The sequence below is a fragment of the Sorangium sp. So ce726 genome (assembly GCF_051521405.1).
Taxonomy (GTDB): Bacteria; Myxococcota_A; Polyangia; order Polyangiales; family Polyangiaceae; genus Sorangium.
Window position 1 is genome coordinate 2,447,871 of the sequence record NZ_CP150349.1, and the last position, 26,928, is coordinate 2,474,798.

A 26,928-nucleotide genomic window follows, 5' to 3' on the forward strand; every position below is an offset into this window, starting at 1 on the left:
CCCCGTGGTTGAGCCATCGTGGCGTGATCACTCTGGTTTTTCCTCGGGGTCGGGCGGGGTTACAGTGTGTACCGATGGAGGCATCGGCGTGGGTGCGCGCCGGCTCACCCGCCTAGTTTAGGGCAGAGCGGGCCTCTCCGGGAGAGGTGGCGGACCTGACCTGGGTGGGATGACTCGAAAATGTGACGGACGCGACGGGCCGCAGGCCTGACGTCCGTCCGGCCTTCAAACGAGCCAGGGTGCTCAGGCGGCGCTGAGGCGTTCGGCGAGCCCCCACCGGACGCCTCGATCCGAAGCGACGAGATCGACAGGAGCTCCGGCGAGCCGCGAGGCCCACGCGAGGATCTCCTCGATGAGCACGCTGCCCGCGACGATGACGTCCGCGCGCGCTGGATCCAGCGCGCGCAGCTGCCTGCGCGCGGCGAGCGGCAGGGAAGCGAGGCGGGAGGTGACGTCCACGATCTCGGCCCCGGATACCCGCGCGCCATGCACGCGGGTGCCGTCGTAGGGGGCCACGTCGCCCACGAGCGCGGCGAGGGTCGTCACCGTGCCCGCGACGCCGACCAGGGTGGGCGCAGCGAGCTGGGGCACGGCGGGAACCGTCGCCAGCGCCGCCCGAACGTCGGCGCGGACGGCCTCGAGGTCCGCGGCGGCCGGCGGATCCGTGTGTACGTGACGCTCGGTCAGACGGACGCTCCCCACGTCGAGGCTCACCGCCTGCTCCACCGCGCCGGCGGCGCTGCCGACGATGATCTCCGTGCTGCCGCCGCCCACGTCGAACACGATCGTGGGACCGCGGGCCGGTAGATCGAGCCCCGTCAACGCGCCGGCGTAGGTGAGCTCCGCCTCCTCCGGCCCGGAGATCACGCGCGGCGCGACGCCGATGAGCTCTCGGGCACGGGCGATGAACGCCTCGCCGCCGGCGGCGTCGCGCATCGCGCTGGTCCCGACGGCGTCCACGCGCTCGACCCCCCGGGACCGGAGCTCCTCTCCGTAGCGGGCGAGGCAGGCGAGCGTGCGCTCCACGGCCTCGGGCGCGAGCGCCCGCGCCGCGTCGACCCCCTGGCCGAGCCGGGTGATGGTCGCGCGCTCGACGAGCGCGACGAGCTCACCCCCGCGGCGCTCGGCGATGAGGAGGAGGACCGAGTTCGTGCCGATGTCGATGGCCGCGACGCTCATGCCCCGAGCCTTACTGGGTGAGCGTCTTCAGGTCGAGCATCTCCTCGACGTTCGGCAGCACCACGAGCTCGCAGCGCCGGTTGGCCTGCTTGTTCTCCGGGGTGTCGTTCGGCTTCACCGGGTCGGTGTCGCCGTAGCCGGAGGCGCTCCACCGCTCGGGCTTGAGGCCGCCGCCGCCCTTGTCCTCGGGCTGGAGCAGGAACGCCAGCACCTCGCGGGCGCGCATCACGCTGAGCCCCCAGTTGTCCTTGAAGCGGCCGCCGGCCAGCGGCGCGTTGTCCGTGTGCCCGGCGACCTGGAAGGAGCGCGACGAGAGGCCGGAGTCGTTGCGGATGACCTCGGCCACCTTGATCAGAATCTCCTGCCCCTCCTTCTTGAGCGTCTCCCGTCCCGAGTCGAAGAGGACGTCGCCGGGCAGCTGGATGACCATCCGGTTGTTGCGGACGGTCACGCTGAGCCCGAGCTTGGTGAGGGCCTGGAGCTTGTCCCGCAGGACCTCGAAGCGCTTCTTGATGTCCTCGAGCTGCTGGGCACGGCGGCGGAAGTCCTCGAGCGCGCGCGCCTGCTGCTCGAGGTTCGCGTTCAGGTTGGAGATGTCCACGCCTGCCGCCTTGAGCTGGGACTTGAGCTGCTCGATCCGGGCCGCCGCCTCGTCGAGCTCGCTCTTGGCCTTCTTGTTCTGCGCCTGCTCGGCGCTCAGCTGGGTCTTCAGGCCCTCGATCTCGCGGATCTTCGCCTGCATCTCCTCCTCCGAATAGCCGCACCCGAGCGCCCCCGAGCCCGCAAGGAGCGTTGCGCCAAGCAACAACCACGACGTCGAGCGACGAACCAACATACCTTTCCTCCTAGAGCAGCCTAGAGCAGCGCGGCGCTCGGCCATGAGGGGCGCCGCGCAGGCGGCGCGACCGTAGCGAGGCGAATGGCGCCGCACAAGGCTCTCTAGAGCCTGCGCAACGCTGGTGCTCCGTGCGACCATGAGCGCACCGGCGCCGTTTGCCGCGCCGTGCAGGCGCGCGATCGCCAGGAAGGAGCGCAGAGGGCCAAGACAGACATCCCATCAGCTGTCAACAAAAATCAGTCGTACGGTTCGGTCTGGTTGCTTCACCATGGCCTGCTCCGACGTTTACCCTCGCAACGCTTGCGGACCAGTTTGCCTGGAACACATGGGATACATCAGTTTAGGGCCTGCAAGATTTTCCTTGACCATCACCATGCGTGGCAATATACGTCGTGCAACATCTGTTGCCTCGGTAAGGAAACTGTAGCGGAGAGGACGTTCGGCGATGTCCGCCGTGCCGTGCCGGGGCGAATGCAGGAGGATTTCCAATGGCTGCTAAGAAGACCGCGAAGAAGCCTGCGAAGAAGGTGACGAAGTCGGCCAAGAAGCCGGCCGCCGCGAAGGCCGGGAAGGTCGCGAAGAAGCCGGCGCGGAAGGCAGCGAAGAAGGCCGCCCCGAAGCGCGCCGCCGCCAAGAAGACCCCGAAGCGCGCCGCCGCCAAGAAGCCGGCCGCGAAGAAGGCCGCCCCGAAGCGCAAGGCGAAGGCCGCTGGCAAGCGGGCGGCTGCGCCGAAGAAGGCGGCCGCTCCTCGAGGGCGCGCCGCCGCCAAGCGCGCGCCGGCCAAGGGCGCGAGCACCCGCGGCGCGCGCAAGAGCACGCCGGCTCCTGCTCCTGCGAGCACCGGCCCGTCCGACGAATCGGAATAAGGCGACACGGGAGCGCCTCGGGTCTTCCAACAGAACGAGGCGCAGCAAGCCGACCCGCCGATTGCGACGAGATAATCCGTCTTAGAAGACCCTCGGGGGGTGAGGACGCCGCGGATCCGGACGCGCGGGTCCAGGCCGGAGGCGCGCGCGGGTGGACGATGTCCCCGCGGCGGCGCCACCGCCTGCGGCCGAGGCGGCCGGCATCGGCGTGCGGCGCGCTGCGCCTGTTCGCCGGGGTGCCGGAGCAGCGGGTGGGGCGCGTATGCCCCGCTCGGCGACGGCGGGCTGCGGGCAGCTTCCTGGGTCTGCGAGCGGCGCCCGTGCCCTCAGCGCGCTCTGAGGATGCGGGGGCGCGGCCCGCGAGGGGCGCTCAGGTGCGCTCGCCGAGGTAGAGCCGGAGAGCGCGCGCGGCGCCCTTGCGATCGAACGGGACGCCGGCAAGGTCCTCGCGCTTCGAGATCTGCTCGAACAGCTTCATCAGGAACTCGAAGAACGCCTCGCACTCGCGGATGGCGGCGTCGAGCCGCTGCGGATCGAGCAGATCGCTCTCCTCGAGCGCCGTCATCGCGGAGACGAACGCGTCGACGTGGGGATAGTCGCCCACCCGGAGCAGCGGGTAGCCCATCGCCCGGAAGTACGAGAGGAACTCGCGCACGAACGCGAAGCTCGCGATGCCGGTCCAGCGATCGGGCGCCGGGCCGGTGTTGCGCGCCTTGCTCGCGAACGCGCGCGCGATCTGGGCGAACATCCACACGTCGCGTCGGAGGCGATCGCTCGTCGCGCGCCGCGCGGCCTGATCGTCGAAGACGCGGCCCTCCTCGAGCTTCGCGCCGAGCGACCTGCCGAGGAACAGGATCGCGTTCTGCAGGGCGGGGCGGAGGCCGTGCGAGACGGCGCGGAGGCGGAGCCGGTACTCGGACTCGCTCACCAGCGCGTCCGCGGGCGGGAGGTCGTGCTCGAAGGCGCGGCGCATCTCGAGCCGCAGGTTCGCGGCGAGCCCGGTCAGCGCGGCCTTCGTGGAGAGGAGGCGGTGCCCCTCGGCGGCGAGCTCGTCGTGGCGGGCGACGATGTCGCTCGCGGGCACGCGCAGGAGATCGCGCTCGAAGCTGTCCGCGAGCAGCGAGCCCGCCCGGCGCCGGAGGTAGTTCGAGAGCGCGCGGGCGTCGCTGCGCAGGACCGCGAGCACGAGGTACCCGCGCCCGGCCACGCGATGATCCGAGTGATCGAGCGCGATGGCGTCGAGCAGGCGGAGGTACCGGAGCATCCTGAACAGCGCGAGGAACGTGAGCGCCACGAGCCGGTGCGCTTGCTCGCCGGGCACGCGGTGGATCAGCTCGAGCACCTGCGTCGACGGGATGCGGTCGAACTCCGGGCGAAACTCGAGCGCGTGGAGCGGGTTGAAGAACGTGCTCTGCGCGATCTCGCGCATCGACGTCGCGAGGTGGGCGTAGAAGAGCCTGAAGTTGACCCTCGGCAGCCGGAGCAGCCCGCCCGCGACCTCGATGAGGTTCGTGAAGCCGTGCCGAAGCACGAAGAGGCTCGACTCCGGCGACTCCTGCGCCATCGTCGCGTGGAGGAGGCGCGTGCGCGCCGTGTCCTCCGGGAGCACCGTCTCCAGGTAGCGCTGGAAGACGAAGGCGCGATCGCGATCGCCGAGCATGGTGCGCGTCAGCTGGACGACGCGCGCCATGCCGTCGCGGGCGTGCTGGAGATGCTCGCGGAAATCGTGGCTGACGATCGTCTGGCGCTGCCCGGCGCCCGGGTGGTTCCGCGGGTTCGCGAAGCAGGCGACGCCCTTCAGGAGGATCTCGAGCTCGAAGAGCGTCTCGTCCTTCTTGTCGGCTGCGAGGCGCGCGAACCACGCCTCGCGCGCTTGCTGCTGCTCGCGCCTCAGGCCGCGCGTGTCGCGGAGCAGCTCAGCGTAGGCGTTGCGGCCGGGGTGGCCCGAGCCGCGCAGGATCCCCGAAGCGTCGCTCGACACTGACGTGCTCCTCGCCGACGGCGCGCTGCTAGTAGTTGCGTCGCTTGAAGTCGAAGGGGTAGGTCAACACGGTCTCCTTGCCGCTCGGCGAGCGCGCCCAGGTGATCGACTTCGCGAGCTCCTCCATGCAGGACTCGACCTGCGGCGCGGTCACGTCGCTCTTGTCGCGCACGATGCTCGCCTCCTCGAACGTCCCGTCGGGCTTCAGCTTGAGCTGCCAGGTGATCCTGCCCTGCGCGCCCGGGTGCTTGCGGGCGTAGAGATCGAAGCAGCAGCGGAAGCCGTCGCGCCTCGCCTTGATCGCGTCGACGAGCGGCTGCAGGCGATCGCTCGATCCGGCGTCGGCGGAGGTCGTCGCGTTGTTCATCACGACCCCGCCGTCCGGCAGCTCGTTCGTGATCTCGGAGGCGATGACCTTGCAGTCCTCGACGGTCTCGGGCGCCTTCTTGCGGCTCGCAGGACGGTCCGGCTGCGCGGTCGCGGCGGCGCCCGGCTCCGCGGTGCCAGCGGCCGTGACGCCCGGGTCCGCGGCGCCAGGGGACGTCGGCTGCGAGGCAGGCGGCGGCGAAGCGCCGAGCGTCGCGCTGTCAGGCGGCGAAGGCGGCGGCGCGCTGCCGCTCGAGCAGGCCGCGAACAGGGCCGCGGCGAGGAGGACTCCGGTGAACACGGCGCTGGCAGTGGCGCAGGGACGCATGGCGCGCATACTAAACGGTTCGGCTGAGCGGAGGCGAGGCGCCTTGCGTTTTTCTCCCCTCGCGCCGGCAATCTGAGCTCTTCTCGACGGCCGTCTTGAAGATCCCGCTGTGCTTCGTCGCGGCCGCCGCCGCTGCCGTCCTGGCGCCGGCAGGCTGCGATCCCATCGCGGAGCCGCAGCTGTGCGGCCAGATCCCCCAGGGAGGGTGCCCGGTCGGTCGGGGGGGCACCTGCGATGATACCGCGTGTCGTGCGCTCTACGACTGCCTCGAGGGGGCCTGGACGGAGGCCGCGGCCTGCGATTCCGCCGGTGAGCCCGCCGAGGACGGGGATGCGGGCGTGGGTGGCGACCCCGGCGCGTGCGAGGCCGTTGCGCTCGATCACAGCGGCGAGGCCGCGGGCTGCACGCCCGCCCTGCAGCAGCCGGACTGCCCGGCGGATGCCGCGGAGACCTGCGTGGAAACCGCGTGCTGGACCGGCTGCATCGACTTCTTCCTCTGCACCGAGGAGGGGTGGCGAGCGATCGCCTACTGCGACGAGCAAGGGCGCGTGATCGTGGCGCCGTGAACGATCAGCACGTCGGCGCCTGCCTCAACGCCCGGGCCTGCTCGGAGGTGAACGCTCGGCTCGGAGGTGAACGCTCGGCTCGTCGGCGCCTGCCTTTGGCGCCGAGGGGAGACCCACGAGGGAGCGGTCAGCCGGCCCTGAGGAAGGGGCCCCACTCGTCGAACGAATGCGGCAAGCCGATCAGGATCTGCATCGTCGCTGACCACCGCGGCGGCAGAGGCTGGCGGATGAGCCGCATGCTGGCCTCGTCCGGCGTGCGCCAGCCCTTGCGGAGGTTGCACGTGCGGCACGCGGTCACCAGGTTCTCCCAGGTGTCCTCGCCGCCGCGCGACCGGGGGAGCACGTGGTCGATGTTGAGATCGCGGACGGGCGGGCGGCGCGCACAGTATTGGCACTGGTGCGTGTCGCGGAGCATCACGTTCTTTCGCGTCAGCCGGATCGTCGGGCGTCGCATGCGGTCGTACCGGCGGAGGTGGAGGACACGCGGCACGCGGAGCGAGCCGCCGACCACGGGGAGGCCGTCGTCCTTTTCGCGCACTGGCAAGCTCCGCCACGCCGAGAAATCGTGGAGATCGCCGACCTCGTCGACGGCGAGGGCGGCCCCGCCGAAGAGCAGCAGGAAGGCGCGACGCGCCGTCGTGATCTGCACAGGTTGGAAGAAGCGGTTCACCACGAGGACCGGGAGATCGAGCGGCTCGGTCCTACGCTCGCAGCGGAACCCCGAAAAACCGTCGCCGAGATCGAGCTCCTCGTGAGGAGAGCCCCCCGGGACTGTAGCTACCCCGTCCGGCACGCTGGGCAGTGTAGCAACGAAAGCTCCGGTGAACATCCGGCGCTGCACGGCAGCGTTTCTGCTGGATCTCTGCCGTTGCCGCGCGGCGGATCGGGCGCGACGCCGCGCCCTGCGCCGTCAGGGCATCGCCTCGAACCCCCCCGCGCCCGCCCTGTCGACGCTCGGGCTGCGCGAGGCCACGACGCCGGAGCCCGGATGTCACGGGCCGGGCGTGCCGCGCTCGACGCTCCGCGCGGATCGCTTTCGATCGGGCGCCGTATTCGCTAAGACGCGTCCATGTCGAGGGACGGTCGTCTCCTGGGTCGAGCCGCCGTGGTGGGGAAGCGGGTCGGATGACGGAGCAGCGCGAAGGGGCGGGGCCCGAGCGGGCGACCGGCGCGGAGCCTCCTGCCGGCTCGCCCTGGGATGATCCGATCGAGAGCGCGCCGCTCGTGTTCCTCGATCTCGAGATGACGGGCCTCCGCCCCGAGAGCGATCGCGTGATCGAGGTCTGCGCCGAGCGGACGCGGGGGGATGCGTGCGAGGACGCGATCACGTCGCTCGTGCGGCCCGAGCCGGGCGTGTTCGGCAACGCGCACGTGCACGGCATCGATCCGCGAGAGCTCGCGGGCGCGCCCACATTCGCCGAGCTCTGCGATCGCATCGACCAGGTCACGGAGGGCGCGGTGCTCGTCGCGCACGCGGCCGTATGGGACGTGGCGTTCCTCGAGGCCGAGCTTGCGCGGGCGGGCAGGGCGAGGCGCCTCCCGTACTACCTCGACACGCTCGTCCTCTCCCGCCGGGCCTTCGCCCTGCCGAGCCACAGCCTCGCCTCCCTCTGCCGGGAGCTCGGCGTGCACCGCGAGCGCGCTCACCGCGCCGAAGACGACGTCCACGCCCTGCGCGCCGTGTTCCGCAAGGTCGTGGAGGTCCTTGCGCCGCGGACGCCGCGCGATCTGTGGCATGTCCGGATCGGCGAGCGCCACGCCCGCCCGGCGCTGGTGGCATCGGCGGTGCGCGCGGCCGAGCATGGCGCCACCGTGCGCGTGCGGTACCGTCCGGCGCGCCGGGGGCCGGAGGAGCTCGTCGTACGTGTAACGGGGGTGCGAACGGACCTCGACCCACCCCGGGTTCTCGGCTATCTGCTCCCGTCGCGCAGCCGTCGCGAGCTACGGGCCGATCGCATCCTGGCGATCGAGCCGATTTCGCCGGGAGAGCTCGGGCCGGACGGTGTGCCGCAAAAGGCCTGAGATCCACGTGCGAATCCATTCGAACCGAAACGCGCCGACGAGAAGCTCCCTCGCTGTCCGCCTCGGCGGCCTCCTGACTGCGACCTTCCTCGCCTCGTGCTCGAGCATGATCGGCCCGGAGTCCGCCCGCCCGCCGGCGGCCGAGAAATGGCTCGCCCGCGCTCGACAGGAGTTCCAGTCCGCCGACGTCGAGAACGCGCGCGATGCGGTCTCGAGGGCGCTGACGATCGTCCCGACCGACACCGAGGCCCGGCTGCTCGCGGGGCGCATCGCGCTGGCCCGGCTCGACTACGCCGAGGCGCTGCGCCTCCTCAAGGGCGTCGCTGGCTCCGAGGCCGCAGGGCTCCGCGGGCGCGCGCTCTGGTACAAGGGTGATCTCGACGCCGCCGCCGACGAGCTCGAGGCGATGCTCGACGATCCCGATGTCGTCGACGACTGGGCGAAGTCGATCGCCAAGCTGGCGAGGCGCGGCGCGGGGCGCGCGCCGTTCACGGTCTCGGGCGCGCTCCTCGCGGCGATCGAGATGCAGCACGTCAGCCCCGCGGCCCCGTTCTTCGTCGTCTCGCTCGAGATCGACGGCGAGTCGGCGCTCGCGATGGTGTCGACCGGTACAGGCGAGGTGGTCCTCGACAGCAGCACGCGCAAGGAGCCGAGCTGGGTCTCCCTCCGCTTCGGCAAGAAGCTCGAGATCAACGACGTGCCCGCCCTCACGCAGGACCTGTCGGGCGTCTCGAAGCAGATCGGCGCGCCGGTCAAGGCGCTGCTCGGCGTGAACCTGCTCCGGCGCCTCAACGCGACCATCGACTACAGCGGCTGGCAGTTCGTCGTGCGCAGCTTCTCCCCGCCGGCGCCGCCCGACGCGACGCGCGTCGACGTCGCCTTCATCAAGGGCGGCGGCATGGTGCTGAGGAGCAGCCTCGGCCCCGACAAGTCGGTGCAGGGGCCGCTGCTCATCGACACGTCGATGACGTTCCCGATCGCGCTCGACAAGGAAGGCTGGAAGAAGGCCGGCTTCGAGGCCGATGGGTTGAAGCGGGTCGAGCAAGATCCGGAGCAGAAGCTGAAGCAGGGGGTCGTGCCGATGCTGCGGCTCGGCGCGCTGGAGATCCCCAAGGTCCCGGGCGTGTACGGGGCGCCGCTCCAGGCGGTCGAGAAGCAACTCCAGCTCGATCTGGACGGCGTGATCGGGGCGGGGCTGCTCGCCTACTTCCGTGTCACCTTCGGCGACGGCGGTCGGCTCATGTGGATCGAGGACGACACCGCCGTGAACAAGGTGCTCCGGGGCGGCGCGCCGGCGCCCGTCAACGAAGGGCAGGCTCCCGCCGTGTCGCCAGCAGAGGGCGCCGGTCCAGCAGGCGCGCCCGGCACACCTGCGCCCCAGGGGCCCGCACTCCAGGCGCCGCTGACCCCCCCCACGGCACCCCCCGCGACCGCTCCGAAGTTGACTCCGCCGGCGGCCGCTCCGAAGTCGGCGCCGCCCGCGGGCGCTCCCAAGCGGACGCCGGACCAGTGAGCGTCATGTCCAAGGATCTGTTGGCAGTTTACGCGGGGAGCTTCGATCCGATCACGTTCGGTCACCTCGACCTGATCCAGCGGGCGTCGAAGCTGTTCGGTGAGGTGATCATCGCCGTCGGCCGGCATCCGACGAAGCACCCGCTGTTCACGTACTCGGAGCGGCTGGAGCTGCTGCGCCAGACCACGAGCGAGGTGACGAACGCGCGGATCGATTCGTTCGAGGGGCTCCTCATCCAGTACTGCCAGCGCGTCGGCGCGCGGGTGATCGTCCGCGGCCTGCGCGCGGCGACCGACTTCGAGTACGAGCTGCAGATCGCCCACGCGAACGCGGACATGCTCCCCGGCGTCGATACGGTCTTCCTGCCGACGCGCACCCACTACGGCTTCGTCTCCGCGTCGCTCGTGCGCGAGATCGCGAGCCACGGCGGCGATGTCAGCCACTACGCGCCCGCCGCCGTGTGCGACGCGCTCCGGGCGAAGTTCGGCGCCGCGAAACCCTGAGCGCCCGCGCGCTCAGTAGGTGCCGAACGGGGTCGGCATCAGCAGCAGTACGAACAAGAGCAGCGTCACCACCGCGATCGCCTTGCGCGCCGGCGACAGCTCGCCGGCCTCCGTGGGAGGGTGCTCCCGCCCACCCAGGTGCAACATCAGGTGGACCAAGCCGAACCACGTGAGCCAGGGCATCCCGTTCGCGGCCGCGGAGATGAGCGCGTCGGACAGCCCCTCTGCGATGAAGTGCGGCGTGAAATAGGCGACGTTGCCGACAAAGAGCGCGAACATCAGGAAGTGCGCCGCGCGGCTGTAGCGGTCCTGCTCTTTGCCGAACAACGCGTACGCAACGTGCCCTCCGTCGAGCTGACCGACGGGAAAGAGGTTGAACGCCGTGATGAGCAACCCGGCCCACCCTGCCATCGCCGTGGGGCCGAGGAAGACGTCATGGGTCTCGGGGATCGGGCCGACCGCGAGCCGCCTCAGCAGGAGATACAGGAGGCTGCGCCCCTCCTGTAGCGCAGGTCCGGAGCTCGCGTGCACCTCCGAGTGCATGAGGCCCACGAAGAGGACCGGGAGCGCCACCGCGAGGCCGGCCAGCGGGCCGGAGGCGCCGATGTCGAGCAGCGCGTTCCGCGACTTGATCCTGCCCTCCATCGAGATCACCGCGCCCATCGTGCCGAGCGGGCTCACCACAGGGAGCGGGATGAAGTAGGGGAGCGACGCCTCGACTCCGTGCGCGCGCGCCGCGAAGTAGTGCCCGAACTCGTGCGCCAGCAGGATCGACAGGAACGGCACCGCGAACGGCCACGTCTGCGGCAGCGCCTTCACGAACGAGAGCGCGCTGTCGTCGTCCGTCGTGATCGGGGTCCAGAGGGTGCCGGCGACGAACACCGAGATGACCGTCAGGCAGAAGAGCGCGAGGTTCTTCTTCCATCGCAGCGGGGGCGGGTGCGAAGCGGCTGCTGCTGCGCTTGGCTCCGCGGAGCTCGTCGCTGCAGGCGCCAGCTCGGCGTCGAGGTCGAGCGTGCTCGGGGTGGAGGATCCACGGTCGTCGGTCATGCGGCGCCTAGCGTGGCCGCCTCCTCGTCGCCGCTCAAGCGATCCACGCGCGCCTGCGTTCAGGGCGGGCAGCTCGCCGCGCTATCGGAGCGCACGCCGCGCTGCTGGGCGGCGCGCGGTCCCGCGGTGGCGGTGCGCTGCTCGTCTGGTTCCGGGACCCTTGATCACGCCCGCACCACGCCCGCTGCAGGCTCGACCAGGTCTGCGCGCACACCGATGACTTTGCGCGTCATCCCCCTGCGCCACGTTCCTCCTGTGGCGTCGGCCCGGTCGGTGGAAACGGTCGCGGTCGGAGCGCTGCGCTGCAGCAGGGCGCGCGATGCGGCCGCCTGATGGTACGGGCGCGAACCTCTTCTGGCTGCGCGTGGGCTGGCCAGCGCTCTCTTCTGCGCCGCCGTGACGTCCGTGTGCCCTCTGTGCCCTTCGCCAGGCGCGACTGCGCTACGATCGATCCCATGCCTCCCGCTCGCGTCGCCGCTGAAGCGCTCGTGGGCAAGCTCCTCTGCGACAAGTACCGCGTCGTGCAGCTGCTCGGCAGCGGCGGGGTCGGGCACGTCTACCTCGCGGATCGCGTCGGCAGGCCGCGTGAGGCCGCGACGTCGCGCGTCGCGCTCAAGGTCCTCCGGGCAGAGCTCCGCGACGATCCGCTGCTCGTCGCGCGGTTCGAGCGAGAGGCCGGCGCGGCGTCGCGCGTCCGTCATCCCAACGTCCTCTGCGTCGATGCGCTCGAGCGCGCCGGCGACGCGCCGTGCTTCGCGATGGAGCTGCTCGTCGGGCTCGATCTCGCCGACACGCTGACGTTCACGCGAGCGCTCGTCCCGTCTCGCGCGGTCCGGATCGCCGCCGACCTCGCCTCGGGCGTCGATGCCGTGCACCGCGCCGGGGTGATCCACCGCGACGTGAAGCCGGAGAACGTGTTCCTCGTGCACGCGGCCGACGGGCGCGAGATCGTCAAGCTGCTCGACTTCGGCTTCTCGTTCATCCAGGGCCAGGGCGCCGAAGGCGCGCTGCTCCCCCGGGTCGTGGGGACGCCGGAGTACATGGCTCCCGAGCAGGCGCAGGGCGCGCCGGCGGCGCCCGCCGCGGACGTCTACTCCCTGGGCATCGTGCTCTACGAGATGCTCGCGGGCCGTGTCCCCTTCCAGGGTCCGTACCCGGCCATCGCAGAGAAGCACGGGCGCGAGCCGCCGCCGCCGCTGCACCGGGTACACCCGGGGCTGCTCATCTCGCGCGAGCTCGACGCCGTCGTGCGCAAGGCGCTCGTGAAGGACCCCCGCGGCCGGTTCGCCTCGATGGCGGAGCTGCGGCAGGCGCTGCTCGCGACGCCCGAGGCCCGCGCCGGGACGTCGTCCGCCGTTCCGCCCGACGCCGGCGCGCCGCCGCCCCCCGGCGGCGGGCACTGGGGCACCAAACCGTGAAGCCCGCTCGCTCCGGAGGCTTCCGTCGGCCTCCCTGCGCCTCGGCTTTGCTCTCACGGCGAAGCCCTGCTAGACGGCCGTTACCATCTCTTGTTCCGGGCGACAGCCGGATCCGCTCGTCAGGCCGACTCTGGCCGCGGCGAGCGAGCCGGCTCGGTTCGGAGGTCCGCGGGCGCGGGCCTCATCTGCGCGGGTCGGTTCTCCAGCGAGTACTGGAATCCCAGAATCGCGCGCCAGTCGTCCTCCACTCCCTCCAGGCTTTGCCTGGCGCTTTCTCGGTTGCTGACTATGGGTCGCGCGACCCCATCACCTGATAACGGCACAGCGGCGTTTCACGACGCCGAACTCCCGATGTACGAGAGCCGCAGCGCCTTCGGGCCACGCGCTGGGCCCGAGGGCGAGCTCATGCCGACGGACACAGGCGCCCTCGACGAAGATCCGTTCCGCGTCGAGTTCGTCGACGAGGACATCCCCACCCCGCGGCGCTACCAGGTCGTCTTCGACGAGGCGCGGATCGATCCGGACGTCCAGAAAGTCGTGCGACGCCTCGTACGCCACGGCTTCCAAGCCTACCTGGTAGGCGGCTGTGTGCGGGATCTGCTGCTCGATCGGCGCCCGAAGGACTTCGACGTCGCCACGAGCGCGCGGCCGGAAGAGGTCCGCGAGCTGTTCCGCAACTCGCGCATCATCGGCCGGCGGTTTCGCCTGGTTCACGTCCTCTTCCAGGGCGGGAAGGTCATCGAGGTGGCGACCTTCCGCCGCAACCCGAAGGAGGACACAGACGACGGGAGCGAGCTGCTCATCCGCAGCGACAACGCGTTCGGCGTCGCGCACGAGGACGCGCTTCGCCGCGACTTCCGGATCAACGCGCTCTTCTACGACGTGGAGGCGCGGCAGATCCTCGACTGGGTCGGTGGCATGGAGGACGTGCGCCGCCAGGTGGTCCACACGATCGGCGATCCGGAGACGCGCTTCCGCGAGGACCCGATCCGCATCCTGCGCGCGCTCAAGTTCGCTGGCCGGCTGGGCTTCGCGATCACCCCCGACGTCTACGACGCGGTCGTCTACTGCCGGGACGCGCTCGCGCTCGCGGCGCGCCCGCGCCTCTCGGAGGAGATCCTGCGCCTGCTGCGCGGCGGCCAGGCGCGCCGCACCATCTACCTCGCGTGGGAGACCGGGGTGCTCGACGTCCTCTTGCCGGAGGTCTCGGCGCTGCTCTACGACGATCGCGGCGATGACGGCCCCGGCCAGCGCCTCTGGCGCGTGCTCGACTACGTCGACCGGCGCACCGCGGCGGATCGGCCGCTCGACGACACGGTCCTCTGGACGCTCTTGCTCCTCGAGCCGATGAAGGAGGCCTGCGACGGCGTCCGCGACCGCGCGGCGGCGGTCGCCGATTTCCTCGAGCCTCTCATCGACCGGCTGGCCATCTCCCGCCGCTACGCCGACGGCATGCGGCGCATCGTCGCCGTCCTGCCGAGGCTCGCGGGGGGTCGCGCTGGCCGCTTCGCGCGGACGGACATCTTCCAGCCCGCCCTCGACGTGCTCGCCGCCGAGCTCACCGCGCGCGGTGAGTCGACGGAAGCGATCGACCGGCTGCGCTCCGCCCCGCACCCGCGGCGCCAGCACGCCGACGCCGCGCAGTTCCGGCGCTGACCGGTGATCGACGTGGGCGCCGCCAGCGCCGCGGGCGGCGCGATCGAAGGTGGCCGTCGGGCAGGTAGCTGACGGCGACCGACCAGCCGCCGTGGAACATCACCGGGGTTTCTGGTTTCATAAGAGACCCCTGATGTCCTCTCCGGTCGCACGCCTGCGTCCTGCTGCTCCGCCGGCTGTCCCCGTGTCCAGGCGCCGGTTCGGCGGCTCGGCGCGCAGCCTGCTCGTGTTCGCGCTCGCCTGCGCCGTATCGCGGCTCGCCGATGCGCAGGCGTCGCTCCTGCACGAGTTCATCGCGCCGGATCCCGCGGAGGACGTGTCGCTCGCCACGACGACGCTCGACGGCGGGCTCCCCGCGGCGATCCAGACGCCGAGCGGCCTGGCCACGGCGCCCGACCCGCAGCGCCCGCCGTCGAACCAGCAGCAGGTCTACAGCAACGTCGGATCCGACGCCGGCCCCGACGCGTCCTACGAGCCGGATCGAGACACCCGCCGGCCGAACGTCGAGCGCTACGACGATCCGTTCTCCCCAGCGACCGCGCCGTTCAAGCGGCTGCAAGCGTATGACGCCGTGAGGGCGGACTACTCGCTCGTCGTCCGAGATCGGAGCCTGAAGACCGTCAAGGCGGACAGCGCCGTCTCGGCGGGCGACGAGGCGTTCTACGGGGACATCGCGGTCGATCTCGTGCCCAACGAGCCGGTCCGGATCCCGACGGTCGGACCGGACACGCGGCTCGTGCGGATGCATGTGAACCCCGATACCCCGGCCGTCGTCCTGCGTGACGGCGCCGACAACTGGTTCGTGCGCGGCACGAAGAGCGCGCGCGTCCGGCTCATCGTGCAACTCGCCATCGCCCGCGCGACCTTCGGCAGCGAGTTCGCCGACGTCAGCTGGAGCAAGCTCGAGCCCTTCCGCGCGCCGCAGGAGGCCTCCCACGAGGCGGCGTTCAGGCAGGTCGCCCAGGCGATCGGCATCTCGTCTGCGATGCGGCCGCGCGACGTCGTACAGAAGATGGTCGAGTACTTCCGGTCGTTCACCCCGTCGGACGACCCGCCCAAGGGGAACGGCGACATCTACCTGGATCTCGCGCTCTCGCGGAAAGGCGTCTGCCGCCACCGCGCCTTCGCGTTCCTCGTCACGGCCCTGCACATCGGGATCCCCGCGCGGATGGTCGTCAACGAGGCGCACGCCTGGGTCGAGATCTTCGATGGCTCGCTCTGGCACCGCATCGACCTCGGTGGAGCCGCCCTCAACATGGACCAGGAGGTCGATCCGAGCCGCCCGCCCCATGTGCCGCCGCCGGATCCCTACAGCTGGCCGGAGCAGCGCGACTCGGGCCAGGATCTCGCCGACCGCACGCGCGCTGAGCAGGCGCAGCAGGGGCCCGCTGGCCCAGGGGCCGGGAGCAGCGCCGCCGCCGCGCCGCCGCCTCCTGCGCCCACGCCAACGAGCGATGCGGCCGGGCGCGCGGCGGAGAGCACCGACGTGGTCGTGACCGCGCTGGACAAGGACATCCGCCGCGGCTTTCCCCTCCACCTCCAGGGACAGGTCAGCAGCGCCGGGGCGCCGTGCGGGCACGTCCGCGTCGACGTGATCCTGACGGGGACCGCGGCGCCGCAGGGCGTGACGGTCGGCTCGCTGTCGACCGACGACCGCGGCCGGTACGACGGGGCCGTCGTGATCCCCGGCGATTTCGCGCTCGGCGAGTACGACCTCGCGGTCGCGACGCCGGGCGACGTCCGCTGCAAGGCCGGCCGTACGGAAGCTGCCGCCCCGTGAGCGACGCGCCGGCATGCGCCCTCTCGCCCCCGCGCGTCGCGGTGGGCGCCGTCGTCATCGATCGCCGGCCGGATGCGCCTGACGCGCCGCGCGTGCTCGTCATCAAGCGCGCTCGTCCCCCCCTCGAGGGCTCCTGGTCGCTCCCGGGTGGGCGCGTCGAGCCCGGAGAGCGGCTCGCGGACGCCGTTGCCCGCGAGATCCGCGAAGAGACGGGCCTCGACGTCCGCGTCGGCCCCCTCGTGGAGGTCGTGGAGATCGTGGCGACTCCCTATCATTATGTGATCCTCGATTATCTGTGCGAGTCGATCGGAGGCGCCCTCTCTCCAGGAGATGACGCCTCCGAGGTGGCCCTCGTGCCCGTCCCCGAGCTGCCGGCCTACGGCCTCACCGACGTCGCGCTCCGCGTGATCCACAAAGCCCTGGCGATGGCGGCCGCCGGCTGAAACAGCGCGATCCAGGGAGCGCCCGACTTGGCGCGGTCGTGGACGAGGTGGGATGTCGCAGAAAGAGCGACTCTCCATGTCGAACTTCCATTGTTGGACAGCAACAACGTTATTTTGCTGCCCTGCCGCTCACGACAATCGCCGGTTGCAGCGCTAGGTTAGATGTGGGTGCCAGGGTGAGCGCTGGTTCGGCGATCATGAGGGGATTGGTGGTCGTCACGGTGGCGACCCTGGTCTCTTCTCCTCTCTGCTTCGCGCTGCCCTGTAACGATGGCGCTGGCCTGTTCGCGCTGCCCGCGCCGCGGGTCTCGCGCGTCTCGCGCGCCGCCACACGTCCCGGCGTACCCGAGGGCTCGGGCTGGCTTCCAGCGCGGGTCGCGCGCGCCCTCTCAAGCACCGTCAAGCGGGTGGCGCGGTCGGGCATCGCCCCGATGTTCCTTGGTCTGCACGGGTTCGGTGTGACCGTGTCCGGCGAAATGTGATGAACGCGGCTACTGCGGCTGCAACATGCGTTTCGCTGGTCCGCTGAGCGATCGCGGCGAGCGCTGGTCGCGCCCGTCGGCTCGAATTCGCGCTGTGTGGTGACCGCTGAGTCTGGATTGCGGCGCTTCTGGAGACATCGTAGACCGGGGAGTCTATGAGCTCGACGCGGAGGGCGAGGAAGGAGGAGCAGAAGGAGGAGCGGCGGCGATTCATCATCGACGCAGCCTGGCAGCTGTTCCAGGAGACCCCCTATTCCGAGGTCACCATGGCTCAGGTCGCCGAGCGCACCAGGCTCGCAAAGGGCACGCTCTACCTCTATTTCACCACGAAAGAGGAGCTCTTTCTCGCGGTCGTCGATCAAGAGCTCGCGAAGTGGTTCCACGATGTGGATATCCATCTGACGCATTTCTGCGCCTCCCGCGGCGACGCGAGCGCGTCGCGCCCTCGGCCCCCGCGGGCCCGCCGCGGCGCGCCCGGGGCGTCCGCCGAGGACGCCTCGGCGAGCGTCGCCTCGATCCTGTCGACGACCCTCGCCGCGCGCGACGCGATGACACGCTTGCTCGGCATCCTTCACAGCGTGCTCGAGCAGAACGTCAGCTACGAGGCCGCGCTCCGCTTCAAGCTCTCTCTCCTGGGTCACATCGAGCGCACCGGGGTGCTGCTCGAGCGGTGCCTGCCGTCGCTCGCTCCCGGCCATGGCGGCCCGACCCTCATCCGGATGTACGCCTTGCTCATCGGGATGCGCCAGGTCTGCGATCCCAGCGACGTGATCCGCGATATCCGCAGCCGCCCCGATATGGGCCTCTTCCGGATCAACTTCGGCGAGGAGATCCGGGCATCGTTCGCGCTCCTCCTGAGCGGCGCGAGCGCGCCGCCGCTCACGTCCGCCCGGCTCGGCGCCCCGGCCCTCCGCGGGTTGAGCTCAGTGGAGCGGCGCCGCCCGGAGGGGTGAGGGGCGCGCGTTCACCACGGATCCCGCGCCGACATGGGCGGCAGGTGATCGGCGAACGGCTGGTTGAGGATGCGGGCGATGACGGACTTCCACGTGGTCGCGTCGTTCTCGAAGTCCTCATGCCGCCGCGCCTCGGAGCCGTGGGGAGGCGGCCTCGTGTTGGGCCCCTTGATCCACTCCGCCCTCGGAAACACGACGGGCCGGTCGTCCTTGGTCTCCGTGAGGAGCGAAAGGACGTCGGCGTTCTCCGGATCGAGGAGCCCCGCCTCCATGCCGAGCAGCGAGACGCCGCTCGTGCCGGGCACCCGCGGGCGCCGCTCGAGAGCGTTCGACGCCAGGTAGAGGAGCGACCTGCCGTACACCTCGCAGTGGTCCTGGAGCTCCGCTTCGTCCGTGAGCGTGAACAGGGCGAACCGGCGCACCATGCCGCTCTTGATAGGCGGCATGTACGTGTCGCGGAACGCGTCGATGGCGCTCGCCGGCGCGAGCAGGGAGAGCGACTCGATGGGGAGCCCGAGCCCGAGCTGACCTCGCATCGGGCCGCCCTCGATCTTCTTGCCCTTCTCCGAGGTGACCAGCTGGACCAGCGGCGCGAGCAGGAATGTGCCGCTCGAATGGGCGACCAGGTGGAGCTCGATCCTCGGATCGCTGTCCATCAGCGACGCGAGGCGGCCGATCATCTCGCGGACGCCGCCGTGGTCGGTGTCCATCGTCGCGTCGCCCGCGGCCAGCTTCATGCGGTCCCACTCGGCCTTGCCGCCCATGCGGCGGACGAGCGGCTCGAGGGCGTCGTCGCGCCGATCGATCATGAACCCGAACGCCCTGGGATCGTAGCCGTCGTGGCGGCGCCCCTCCGTGGCGCGATGGAGGATCTCGAGGAGGCGCGGGTAGTGGTCGGTCTCCCAGAGGAGCTCGATGGGGTAGATCTCGTGCCCAAGCAGCTTCGGCCGGAGGCGCGACATCCGGTTGATCGCGTCGATCTGCCGGCGCAGCCCGCCGCCCGCGACCAGCAGGAGCCGGCGGCGCTTCCAGGTCGCGGTCGCGCCCAGGAAATCCTCTTCCATGATGATGCGGACGTCCTCCGAGGACGTGCCGTAGGCTCCGCGCTGCTGGAGCTGGCCGTGCATGTCGACGCTGATGAGGTGCGGTCGCAGGCTGGCGAACGTCCGGCTGGTGGACGTGAGCGGGCGGAGCGAGCGCGCCTGGTTCAGGCGGATCGGGACGCCGAGCCGCCCGACCCACGCGTCGAAGCCGTATTGGAGCCAGTCGTCGTAGCAGAGTCGACCGAAGCCGCCCTTGCCCCAGCCGACTCCCCACGAGTTCTGGAGCCAGAAGCCCTCCGCGTCATACCCGATGATCGCGAACGCGTGACCTCCCCAGGGGGCGATGAACGGATTCGTCTTGTCGACCGTCGGGATGATGCCGTTCCTCTGGGTCCCATAATACCAGCCGTTGAACGGGATCAGCGCCGAGGCCGCGATGATCCCGACCTCCGCGAGGGCGCTGTGCATCGCCGGGAGGTCCCTGTGGTTCACACGTTGATACAGGCCGAGCGGCCGGAGCATCGCGTCCGCTGCGCGCTCCGGCGTGAGCGTGCCGTGGAGATCATTCGCGTCCCACGGCCAGTGCTCATCGGAGCAAATACCGTGTTTGTGCCAGCCCTTCATGGCGCCCCTCAGGCTGGATCCCCTCGCGTCGTCCTCGCCGGGGTACTCGTCGTAGCGGCGCGCCATCGTGTACACCATGTTCTGGCTCACGAGGCAGCGGTCCGGCGAGACCCTGCGCTTGCGCAGCAGGTAGTGCGCCACGGTGGCGACCGCGAAGCCGGTACAGCCGTTGTTCTTGCCCTGATCGAGCACGGGCACGCCGTGCTCGACGAAGCGCTCCGGGGGCATGATCGGAGGCACTTCCACCATCGTGGGGCGATAGAGGGTGTCGCGGAAATCGAGGACGTCAGCGCGCGCGTCGGTCGTGATGTCCCCGTGACGCCCAGCGAAACGCTCGGAATCGATCATTGTTTTTGATCTCGTGAAGTCGCTGAGTGTCGCACGGGCGGCGCGCGGGGCAAAGTCGGCGGCGCACGCCCCCTCGGACGAGGCGGCTCGTGCTAGCGTCGCCCGAGCCGGCGCCGCCAGCGCCGTCCGGAGGTGGGATGAGCGAGGACAGCCGCGCAGGGGGAGGCGAGGGCGCGCGCGGCGCCATCGAGGCGGCGCTCGAGGCCGAGGTGCTGCGGCGGCTCGCGTCGTTCCGGGCTCGGCTGGGGAGCGAGCTCGGCGCGCTGTTCGATGAGCTCGCCGCGCGCCTCAGGCTGTTCGAGGGGCAGCCGGGCGAGGGCTACTTCTCGCACCCGATGGCGCTCCCGGTGCTCGAGCTGCCGCTCTGGGTCGCGACGCGTCCCGGCGGGCCGGCGCCAGCGCGGGACGCTGGATCGCCGGCGCTTCCGCCGCTCGCCGTCGACCTCGCCGAGGCGGCAGCGGTCGGGTACCTGCACGTCCGGATCGAGGACGACCTGCTGGACGAAGGGGTCGGTGAGCCTGGAGCGACGGTGCTCTTGTCCGGGGCGTTGTTCGCTCGCCATCAGACGTTGCTCGCCCGCACGCTGCCCGGCGGGAGCGCGTTCTGGGGCCTCTTCGAAGAGGTCTGGCTCGCGTACGGCGAGGCGATGCTCCTCGAGCGGCGGCTCCACCGCGGCGCAGGCCCGCGGGACGGCGCCACGTTCCGGCGGGTGCTCGCTCGCTCGCGCCCGCTCGTGCTCCCGGCAGCGGCGGCCCTGTTTGCGCTGTCGCAGGCCGAGCACCTGGCCGCCCTCGAGGAGTTCGTTTCCGCCCTTGTTGCAGCGCATCAGCTGTTCGCGGACCTGCTGCATGCAGAGAAGGATCGTGCGTTCGGCAACACAACGTATGTGCTCTCCCGGCTCTGGGCGCTTGCTGAGGCAGATGTGGCGCCGTCGAGCGGGGCCGTCGTCTCCGACAGCGGGCCTTGTCGCGATCAGGAGATGCGCAGCGCGACGGCGCTGCGCGCGCGGCTGTTTGCGCGCGGCGGCTTCGACGCCATCCTGGAGGAGGCGCGTTGTGAGCTCGCTCGCGCAGCGGTCGCCGCCGGGGCCCTCGGGCTACCGGAGGCTGCGCGTTTCTGCAGAGAGCGCGAGCAGTACATGGTCGCGATCCAGCGGCGGGTATTCCTCGCGTTCTTCAGCGCGCTCGCCGGCGAGCCCGTCGTCGCGCCGCGATGAACCGGTGTGTCGTGCGCGGACGCAACACCCCCCGAGGACGCGCGGACGCGCCTGCTTGTACTTGCTAGCCGTTTGGAGGTCTCCTAGCCTCCCGAGCGAGAAAGCGAGGAGTCGTGACGTCGAAGAAATCAGAGGCAGAGCTCATCGGTCGTGCCGTCGTGGATTCGAGCTTCCGCCAGCAGCTCCTTGCCGATCCCGAGCGCACCATCCAGGCGGAGGGATACGACGTCGGCGCGGAGACGCTCCAGCGCATCCGGGATGCCGCGACCTCGACGCCCGAAGCGGTCGATGCGGCCATCTCGGCCGCGGCGCGTGAGGGCGGAGTCGGTATGTGACGCTGTCCCCTGCTGGAGGGGTGACCGCCGCCTGGCCATGGCTCGACCCGGGTGACCGGGCTGTGTGCGAGCGCGCCTGGTCGGCGCATCTGTCAGAGGGGGCGCTTCAGCGCGGTGAAGCGGCGTGGGGAGCGCTCGCGATCCGGCGCGGCGTGGGCGCACCGCCGGGGTACAGCATCCCGTGGGCCAGCTGGGCGCTGCGGCTCTGCGGGCGGGTGTCCTCGCCCGACGCAGCCGATGACGCCGCCGTGGCGGTCGCCGCGGTGGCCGCCGGGGGCATCGAAGGCGCTCCGGACGCGCTCACGCGGGGCACGATCGCCGCGCGCCTCCTCGCGCGGCACGCGGACGACGCGCGCGCGCACGGGTGGCTCCTGGGCCTGGCCGAGCTGGCGGAGGCTTCGTGGCGCGAGAACCCGGTGATCGAGATCGACGGCTCCGGCGCCATGGCGGCGTCCACCGCCGCCAGCGCGCGCGAGGCCGTGGCCCTCTGGACGGCGCCCGCGCTCGTCGCAGGCGACGATCTCGCGCCCGCCCGTCGCTTCGGAGAGGCCGTGGCCGAGCCGATCTGGCTGCTGGATGGGCTCGTGCGCCTCTGGATCGATCCGGTCGCGCCTGACCTCGCAGCGCCGACGCTCACGCCGCTCTTCGCGCTCTGGCTGCGTGACCCGGGGCTCGCTCCTCCGCTGCTCCGCGCGCTCTCGGGCGAGCGCGCGTCCCGCGCGCGCCGCGGCGAGATCCACAGCCTGCTCGCGACCCGCCCGTACCGCGCCGCGCTCGCCGCGCGCATGCAGGAGACGCTCGCGGCGGCCCGTGAGGTCGTGGCCACCTCTCCTCGCACGAGCCCGAGCGCGCGCCGCCTCGCCGAGGCGCAGCGCGAATTCCTCGACGCGCTCGGCGAGCGCCTCCGCTTCTTCGAGGGGCTGATGTCTTTCCGCGATCTCCTCGGCCCCGGCGCGGCGCTCGGGCCGCCGCGCGCGCAGGGCGAGCCGGCGCCGCCCGACGAGGCGCGCGTGGATCTGCAAGCGGCGGTCGCGTTCCTCCTGAACGCCGCGCCGTGGCGCGAGTCCTGGGAAGTGCAGCGCTTCGGCGTGCTCGGATCGAGCGAGCAGCCGGTCGGGCATTGGTTCGTCCGGGCGACGATCCTGAGAGCGCTGATCGAGATCGGGGAGGTCGGGCGCGACGTCCGCGCCGAAGCCGCGGCGTTGCTCGATGAGATCCCGGCGGGAGAGCTCCGCTACTTTGGCGCGTTCCGCGACGTCCCGCCGGACGCCGACCTCCTCGGCGTCGTGCTCGAGCTGGTCGCCGAGACGGGCGCCGCGAAGGAGCGGGCGGAGTCGTGGATCGAGGTCATGCTGGCCAACGTGGGTGAGGATGGCGTCGTTCCGACCTGGTTCTACCGCGGGCCCGCGGGGCCGACCTCGCCGGGCGTGGCGTGGGCCGGCGACGACTGCGCGGTCGTCCGGCTGAACCTGCTCGTGGGCCTGCTCTCGTTCGATGCGGCGCGGTTCGCGTGGCTCATCGACGCGAACGCGCGGCGCGTGCTCGACGCCGCCTCGGAGGACGGCATCGAGGGCGCTTGCTTCTACGATGCCTCGTACACGGACCTCGCGTTCCTCCGCTTCGCGCGGCTTTACCGGGAGAGGGCGGGGGGCGCGCGGTGGGCCGACGAGGTCGCGGCGGTCGAGGCCGCGACGCTGTCGCGGATGCTCCGATCGCAGCGGCTCGACGGCGGCTTCGGTGCGCCGCTCTGCACGGCTGCGTGCCTCGAGGGGGCGGCGATGAGGGAGCGGCCCGATCCGCTGCTCCTCACGCGAGGGCTGCGCTACCTCGGCGAGCGCCAGCTCGTGGACGGCTCCTGGCCTGCGGAGCCGCTCTACCGGGTGCCCATGAAGCGCGGTCGCGAGGGGTACCACCAGGGCGGAGCGCTGACGACCGCGCTCTGCGCGCGTGGGTTCGCCGCGGCGCGATCTCGGCTGCGGCGCGGAGAGGAGCGGCGCACATGAGCATCGAGAAATCGCCCGAGATCGTGCGGATCATGGAGGCGCAGGAGATGCGCGGCGAGCAGATCGTGAACCACATCCGGTTCGCGTTCGCGCTGCTCAGCGCCGCCACGTTCATGCACGTGTGGACGATCAACACGCTGGCCGCCAACCAGATCTTCGCGATCCTGACCGGCGGGTACCTCGCCTACTCGCTCGTGCTCTACGCGTTCTTCCGGCTGCGCCCCGGCGTCTACGTGGGCTGGCTCAAGTACGTGAGCATCTTCGTCGACCTCGCGCTCCTGACGCTCACGGCCCTGGGGAACGCGAGGAATCACTCCGGGATCATCGAGTACTTCACGAGCTACCTCGCGACCGTCTACGTGCTCTGGAACCTGATGTCGGGCTTCCGCTACAGCCTCGCGGCGTGCCTGTACTCGGCGGGGCTGTCGGCCCTCTTCAACTCGATCGTGCTCGCCGTCACGGTCGGCTCCGGCGCGGTCCCGATCAGCGCGGTGTCCGTCTACGGAAAGAACGCCATCAACATCGCGGACCAGTGCCAGCAGATCCTCTTCATCGCGCTCCCCGGCGTCGTCGCCGGCATCATCGCGCGGATGTCGCGCAACCTGGTCGTGCGGGCCGAGGTGGAGTCCATGGGCCGCCTCCGGCTCGAGCGCGAGAAGCAGGAGCTCGGCCGGTACCTATCGAAGGATCTCGTCGACTTTGTCCTGTCCGATCCGAGGCGGCTCAAGCTGGGAGGCACGCGGCGGCACGTCTCGGTGATGTTCACCGACATCCGCAACTTCACCCCGCTCACCGAGTCGGTCGAGCCGGAGGCCGTGGTCTCGTTCCTGAACGAGTACTTCACGGAGATGGTCGAGATCGTGTTCCGCTACGGGGGCACGCTCGACAAGTACATCGGCGACGGGTTGATGGCGGTGTTCGGCGCGCCGCTCTCGGTCGAGGACGCGCCGAAGCGCGCCGTCATCGCGGCGATCGAGATGGTGCAGGCGCTCGAGCGCATGAACCAGCGGAAGCTCCTCGGCGTCGGCGAGATCCAGATGGGCGTCGGGATCGCGACCGGCACCGTCATCTCCGGCAACATCGGCTCACTCCAGCGCATGGAGTACACCTGCATCGGAGATACAGTAAACACGGCCGCGCGCCTCGAGCAGTTCAACAAGGAGCTCGGCTCCAAGATCATCATCTGCCAGACGACGTACGCGACCCTCGACGACTGCGTCCCGGCGCAGCCGACCGGCGCGCTGAGCATCCGAGGCAAGAGCCGTCAGGTCCACCCGTACATCGTGGACCACATGGATCTCTCTCCCGCGCGCCTGAGCGAGCTCCGGAGGGAGCTCCTCTCGAGGGTCCGTCCCATGGAATCGATACCGCCGCGGGCGCCGGCCGCCCTGCGCGGCAAGGAGTAGCTGAAGGTTCGCGGCGCGCTGCGCGATCGGGGCGAGGGGGTCACGAGGGCGTGGCGCGGAAGCGCCGGACGCGCGCCGAGCCGGGGCCGCCGTCCTGCGCCGACAGGCCGAGCGCCGTGCGCGCCGGCGCGTGGAGGCGCTGGAGGACGCGATCGAGCAGGCGGAGCGCGCCGTCGCTCATCTTCACGCCGCGCGGCGAGCGGTAGCCGAACGCGACGCCGTCCACGACCTTGTAGGCGTTCTCCGTGGGCGAGGCGGGGCGCATCTCGACGACCAGCGCGCCGTCGCGCGTCTTCATGATGACGACGATCTCGCCCGGGCGCGCCGAGGCCTCCACGAACGTCCACCCGCCGGAGGTCGCCTCCTTGATCCCGAGCTCGAGCACGCGCTGCAAGTCCTGGCCTGCCGGCGCGAGCGTCGTCGCGCCTTCGACCCGGATCTCGGCGCCCGGCGGGATCACGCCGCTGCCGAGCGGCATCGCCGGCCGCCGCATCTCGCGAGGCCCGGGGAACGACCACATGTCCGGCGTGATCTCGCCGCCTTCTCGGTAGGCCATCTCGATGAGGCGGCTACGCTCGCGAGAGAGCGCGTCCTCGGACCAGCCGAGGCAGGAGCGCATCATCAGCGTGAAGGGGTCGAAGCGGAGCTCGAACGAGGCCGGCGCGCGGACCATGAGGTCGTCCGGAAGGACGAGGCTGTGGAAGATGCGGACCTTGCACGGGAGCTCGCGCGCGCGCTCGAGCGTGCGCCGGAACGTGATCGGACCGTCGCCCGGGAGGCCGAGGAGGATGTCCACCTCGATGTCCGTGAACGTCGAGAGCTCCTCGATCACCTTCGCGAACTTCGACTCCCTGAAGGGGCGCTGCGTGCCGTCGCCCGTCTCCTTGTTCAGCGGCGGCAGCCGCGCGTCGAGCGACACGCGCGCGACGCCGCGGAGGAACTCGAGGTGCTCGTCGTGCACGTGCTCCGGATCGATCGATGCTGTCAGCGTCGCCTGCTTGAAGAAGCCGACCTGCTTCTCCGCGGCCACCAGGTTCCGGAACGCCTCCGCGCTCAGGTTGAGCGGGGCGTCGACGATCTGCGCGCCCGGCGCGCCGGCGGCGAGGAGCGCGCTCAGCTCTTCGACGAGGTAGGCCTCGGAGAAGACGCCGCCTGCGTCGCCCGGGGAGACGCCGCACGTCGCGCAGCTCATGGCGCCCCCGCGGCAGATCTCGAGCGGGACGATGCGATCGGTCGGGAGCAGCTTCATCCGGATCGGCGAGGGGAGCTCGTCGGGCCCCACGTAAGGCGGTTCGCCCGTCGAGACCCAGCCGCCGGCGGTGGAGACGTGCAGCCCCGGCACGGCGCGCAGCGCCTCGGGCGAGCGCTCGCTCAACCGGACGATGTTCCGGAACGTGAGCTCGTTGCCGTGCACGAGGGCGTCGATGCAAGCGGTCGCGTCGCGCCAGGGCGCGAGCGCGAACATCGCGGGGCGCGCGAGGGGCCCGCAGAGGGCGATCGTGCGCCCCGGCCGGTTCCGCTGCAGGTGGCGCGCGACCTCGATGAACGTGGGGAACGACCAGACGTGCGCGGCGAGGCCGACCACGTCTGCGTCCACGGTCTCGACCTCCGCGACCCACGCGTCGAGATCCCTCGTCTGCGCGTCGATCACGTGGATCGGCACGCCGGCGAGGTCCGGATCGGCGAGCAAGGAGGCCTCGACACGACGGACTCCATGGCTGGACGGCGCTCCCCCACCGTCCGGCATGGTTGGCTCCATCGCGAGTAGCGCGACGCGGCGTTCGCCAGGCATCCATGAGAGTCTACCAGGGTGTCTCCCCTGTCGGGGAGTCCGTTCGCGCTCTCTGTCTGCTCGCGCTGCTCGCGCTGCTCGCGCTCCTCGCCCCCCCCGGTCGGTTCCTTGCGCCCGGAGTTGCTCGTTCTGCCCGGAGTTGCATCCGGCGCGCAGTCGGGCTTTCATAGTGCCCTGGGCGGGAGAGGGGGAACGGAACGTACCGGATCGGCAGAC

Annotated in this window: 23 protein-coding genes; 15 read left to right on the top strand and 8 right to left on the bottom strand. The window is 71.1% G+C overall.

Annotated elements, in window-relative coordinates; all coding sequences use genetic code 11:
• Positions 1-243 precede the first annotated feature (243 nt).
• Positions 244-1,179: a Ppx/GppA phosphatase family protein gene (locus tag WME79_RS09305; RefSeq protein WP_437534318.1), complete on the bottom strand. Its 936-nt coding sequence runs from the start codon at positions 1,177-1,179 to the stop codon at positions 244-246.
• A 10-nt stretch (positions 1,180-1,189) separates the two neighbouring features.
• Complete coding sequence (locus tag WME79_RS09310; protein WP_437534320.1) at positions 1,190-2,014, bottom strand: OmpA family protein; 825 nt, start codon at positions 2,012-2,014, stop codon at positions 1,190-1,192.
• Positions 2,015-2,505: 491 nt separating this feature from the next.
• On the opposite strand from WME79_RS09310, the gene WME79_RS09315 reads away from it, so the two are divergent.
• Positions 2,506-2,883 (top strand): hypothetical protein, encoded by a 378-nt coding sequence (locus WME79_RS09315; protein ID WP_012234342.1) that lies wholly within the window; start codon positions 2,506-2,508, stop codon positions 2,881-2,883.
• A gap of 370 nt (positions 2,884-3,253) precedes the next feature.
• Here WME79_RS09315 and WME79_RS09320 read toward each other — a convergent pair whose 3' ends face one another.
• Both WME79_RS09320 and WME79_RS09325 read right to left on the bottom strand, forming a co-directional pair.
• On the bottom strand, positions 3,254-4,864 hold the full coding sequence (locus WME79_RS09320) for a hypothetical protein (protein WP_437534322.1): 1,611 nt from the start codon (positions 4,862-4,864) through the stop codon (positions 3,254-3,256).
• Between the two features lie 28 nt (positions 4,865-4,892).
• Positions 4,893-5,558 carry an AgmX/PglI C-terminal domain-containing protein gene (locus WME79_RS09325; protein WP_437534324.1) on the bottom strand — a complete coding sequence of 222 codons (666 nt, stop codon included), beginning with the start codon at positions 5,556-5,558 and terminating at the stop codon, positions 4,893-4,895.
• Positions 5,559-5,653: 95 nt separating this feature from the next.
• Between WME79_RS09325 and WME79_RS09330 the strand changes: the two genes are divergently transcribed.
• A complete protein-coding gene (locus tag WME79_RS09330) occupies positions 5,654-6,124 on the top strand; it encodes a hypothetical protein (RefSeq protein WP_437534326.1) in 471 nt (156 codons plus the stop codon).
• A gap of 127 nt (positions 6,125-6,251) precedes the next feature.
• Here WME79_RS09330 and WME79_RS09335 read toward each other — a convergent pair whose 3' ends face one another.
• Positions 6,252-6,953, bottom strand: coding sequence for an HNH endonuclease (locus WME79_RS09335; RefSeq protein WP_437534328.1), 702 nt, complete (start codon positions 6,951-6,953; stop codon positions 6,252-6,254).
• A 296-nt stretch (positions 6,954-7,249) separates the two neighbouring features.
• Here WME79_RS09335 and WME79_RS09340 point away from each other — a divergent pair, with 296 nt between their 5' ends.
• The 3 genes from WME79_RS09340 to coaD all read left to right on the top strand — a co-directional run bounded on the left by WME79_RS09340 (position 7,250) and on the right by coaD (position 10,162).
• Positions 7,250-8,146, top strand: coding sequence for a 3'-5' exonuclease (locus WME79_RS09340; protein WP_437534330.1), 897 nt, complete (start codon positions 7,250-7,252; stop codon positions 8,144-8,146).
• A 106-nt stretch (positions 8,147-8,252) separates the two neighbouring features.
• The gene (locus WME79_RS09345; RefSeq protein ID WP_437534332.1) at positions 8,253-9,659 is read left to right on the top strand and encodes a tetratricopeptide repeat protein; all 1,407 of its coding nucleotides are present in this window, start codon (positions 8,253-8,255) and stop codon (positions 9,657-9,659) included.
• 5 nt (positions 9,660-9,664) lie between these two features.
• Positions 9,665-10,162, top strand: coding sequence for a pantetheine-phosphate adenylyltransferase (gene coaD, locus WME79_RS09350; RefSeq protein ID WP_012234349.1), 498 nt, complete (start codon positions 9,665-9,667; stop codon positions 10,160-10,162).
• A gap of 12 nt (positions 10,163-10,174) precedes the next feature.
• Here the strand turns inward: coaD and WME79_RS09355 are convergent, their stop codons facing one another.
• Positions 10,175-11,212 carry a site-2 protease family protein gene (locus WME79_RS09355; RefSeq protein WP_437534334.1) on the bottom strand — a complete coding sequence of 346 codons (1,038 nt, stop codon included), beginning with the start codon at positions 11,210-11,212 and terminating at the stop codon, positions 10,175-10,177.
• 455 nt (positions 11,213-11,667) lie between these two features.
• On the opposite strand from WME79_RS09355, the gene WME79_RS09360 reads away from it, so the two are divergent.
• The 6 genes from WME79_RS09360 to WME79_RS09385 all read left to right on the top strand — a co-directional run bounded on the left by WME79_RS09360 (position 11,668) and on the right by WME79_RS09385 (position 17,944).
• Complete coding sequence (locus WME79_RS09360; RefSeq protein ID WP_437534336.1) at positions 11,668-12,630, top strand: serine/threonine-protein kinase; 963 nt, start codon at positions 11,668-11,670, stop codon at positions 12,628-12,630.
• 405 nt (positions 12,631-13,035) lie between these two features.
• Positions 13,036-14,286, top strand: coding sequence for a polynucleotide adenylyltransferase PcnB (gene pcnB / locus WME79_RS09365; protein WP_437534338.1), 1,251 nt, complete (start codon positions 13,036-13,038; stop codon positions 14,284-14,286).
• Between the two features lie 184 nt (positions 14,287-14,470).
• Positions 14,471-16,066: a transglutaminase-like domain-containing protein gene (locus WME79_RS09370; protein ID WP_437534340.1), complete on the top strand. Its 1,596-nt coding sequence runs from the start codon at positions 14,471-14,473 to the stop codon at positions 16,064-16,066.
• Positions 16,063-16,509, top strand: coding sequence for an NUDIX hydrolase (locus tag WME79_RS09375; protein ID WP_437534342.1), 447 nt, complete (start codon positions 16,063-16,065; stop codon positions 16,507-16,509). The genes WME79_RS09370 and WME79_RS09375 overlap by 4 nt, the downstream gene beginning before the upstream one ends.
• A gap of 209 nt (positions 16,510-16,718) precedes the next feature.
• Positions 16,719-16,991 carry a hypothetical protein gene (locus WME79_RS09380; protein ID WP_437534343.1) on the top strand — a complete coding sequence of 91 codons (273 nt, stop codon included), beginning with the start codon at positions 16,719-16,721 and terminating at the stop codon, positions 16,989-16,991.
• Positions 16,992-17,146: 155 nt separating this feature from the next.
• A complete protein-coding gene (locus WME79_RS09385; RefSeq protein WP_437534345.1) occupies positions 17,147-17,944 on the top strand; it encodes a TetR/AcrR family transcriptional regulator in 798 nt (265 codons plus the stop codon).
• 11 nt (positions 17,945-17,955) lie between these two features.
• Here WME79_RS09385 and WME79_RS09390 read toward each other — a convergent pair whose 3' ends face one another.
• Entirely contained in the window at positions 17,956-19,959 is a 2,004-nt protein-coding gene (locus WME79_RS09390) for a C1 family peptidase (RefSeq protein ID WP_437534347.1), read from the bottom strand.
• Positions 19,960-20,048: 89 nt separating this feature from the next.
• On the opposite strand from WME79_RS09390, the gene WME79_RS09395 reads away from it, so the two are divergent.
• The 4 genes from WME79_RS09395 to WME79_RS09410 all read left to right on the top strand — a co-directional run bounded on the left by WME79_RS09395 (position 20,049) and on the right by WME79_RS09410 (position 24,920).
• Entirely contained in the window at positions 20,049-21,176 is a 1,128-nt protein-coding gene (locus WME79_RS09395; RefSeq protein ID WP_437534349.1) for a geranylgeranyl pyrophosphate synthase, read from the top strand.
• Between the two features lie 113 nt (positions 21,177-21,289).
• Positions 21,290-21,511, top strand: coding sequence for a Franean1_4349 family RiPP (locus tag WME79_RS09400; RefSeq protein WP_437534351.1), 222 nt, complete (start codon positions 21,290-21,292; stop codon positions 21,509-21,511).
• Positions 21,508-23,514 (top strand): hypothetical protein, encoded by a 2,007-nt coding sequence (locus WME79_RS09405; protein ID WP_437534353.1) that lies wholly within the window; start codon positions 21,508-21,510, stop codon positions 23,512-23,514. Before WME79_RS09400 ends, WME79_RS09405 begins: the two co-directional genes overlap by 4 nt.
• Complete coding sequence (locus tag WME79_RS09410; RefSeq protein ID WP_437534355.1) at positions 23,511-24,920, top strand: adenylate/guanylate cyclase domain-containing protein; 1,410 nt, start codon at positions 23,511-23,513, stop codon at positions 24,918-24,920. Before WME79_RS09405 ends, WME79_RS09410 begins: the two co-directional genes overlap by 4 nt.
• A 40-nt stretch (positions 24,921-24,960) precedes the next feature.
• Here WME79_RS09410 and WME79_RS09415 read toward each other — a convergent pair whose 3' ends face one another.
• Positions 24,961-26,667, bottom strand: coding sequence for an oxidoreductase (locus WME79_RS09415; protein WP_437534357.1), 1,707 nt, complete (start codon positions 26,665-26,667; stop codon positions 24,961-24,963).
• Positions 26,668-26,928: the final 261 nt, after the last annotated feature.

Bases quoted from the DNA above. Each gene is read 5' to 3' on its own strand.
- WME79_RS09315 (WP_012234342.1), top strand. From the start codon at position 2,506: ATGGCTGCTAAGAAGACCGCGAAGAAGCCTGCGAAGAAGGTGACGAAG.
- WME79_RS09360 (WP_437534336.1), top strand. From the start codon at position 11,668: ATGCCTCCCGCTCGCGTCGCCGCTGAAGCGCTCGTGGGCAAGCTCCTC.
- WME79_RS09385 (WP_437534345.1), top strand. From the start codon at position 17,147: ATGAGCTCGACGCGGAGGGCGAGGAAGGAGGAGCAGAAGGAGGAGCGG.
- WME79_RS09305 (WP_437534318.1), bottom strand. From the start codon at position 1,179: ATGAGCGTCGCGGCCATCGACATCGGCACGAACTCGGTCCTCCTCCTC.
- WME79_RS09340 (WP_437534330.1), top strand. From the start codon at position 7,250: ATGACGGAGCAGCGCGAAGGGGCGGGGCCCGAGCGGGCGACCGGCGCG.
- WME79_RS09390 (WP_437534347.1), bottom strand. From the start codon at position 19,959: ATGATCGATTCCGAGCGTTTCGCTGGGCGTCACGGGGACATCACGACC.
- pcnB (WP_437534338.1), top strand. From the start codon at position 13,036: ATGCCGACGGACACAGGCGCCCTCGACGAAGATCCGTTCCGCGTCGAG.
- WME79_RS09310 (WP_437534320.1), bottom strand. From the start codon at position 2,014: ATGTTGGTTCGTCGCTCGACGTCGTGGTTGTTGCTTGGCGCAACGCTC.
- WME79_RS09410 (WP_437534355.1), top strand. From the start codon at position 23,511: ATGAGCATCGAGAAATCGCCCGAGATCGTGCGGATCATGGAGGCGCAG.
- WME79_RS09335 (WP_437534328.1), bottom strand. From the start codon at position 6,953: ATGTTCACCGGAGCTTTCGTTGCTACACTGCCCAGCGTGCCGGACGGG.
- WME79_RS09325 (WP_437534324.1), bottom strand. From the start codon at position 5,558: ATGCGTCCCTGCGCCACTGCCAGCGCCGTGTTCACCGGAGTCCTCCTC.
- WME79_RS09355 (WP_437534334.1), bottom strand. From the start codon at position 11,212: ATGACCGACGACCGTGGATCCTCCACCCCGAGCACGCTCGACCTCGAC.
- WME79_RS09345 (WP_437534332.1), top strand. From the start codon at position 8,253: ATGATCGGCCCGGAGTCCGCCCGCCCGCCGGCGGCCGAGAAATGGCTC.
- coaD (WP_012234349.1), top strand. From the start codon at position 9,665: ATGTCCAAGGATCTGTTGGCAGTTTACGCGGGGAGCTTCGATCCGATC.
- WME79_RS09415 (WP_437534357.1), bottom strand. From the start codon at position 26,667: ATGCCGGACGGTGGGGGAGCGCCGTCCAGCCATGGAGTCCGTCGTGTC.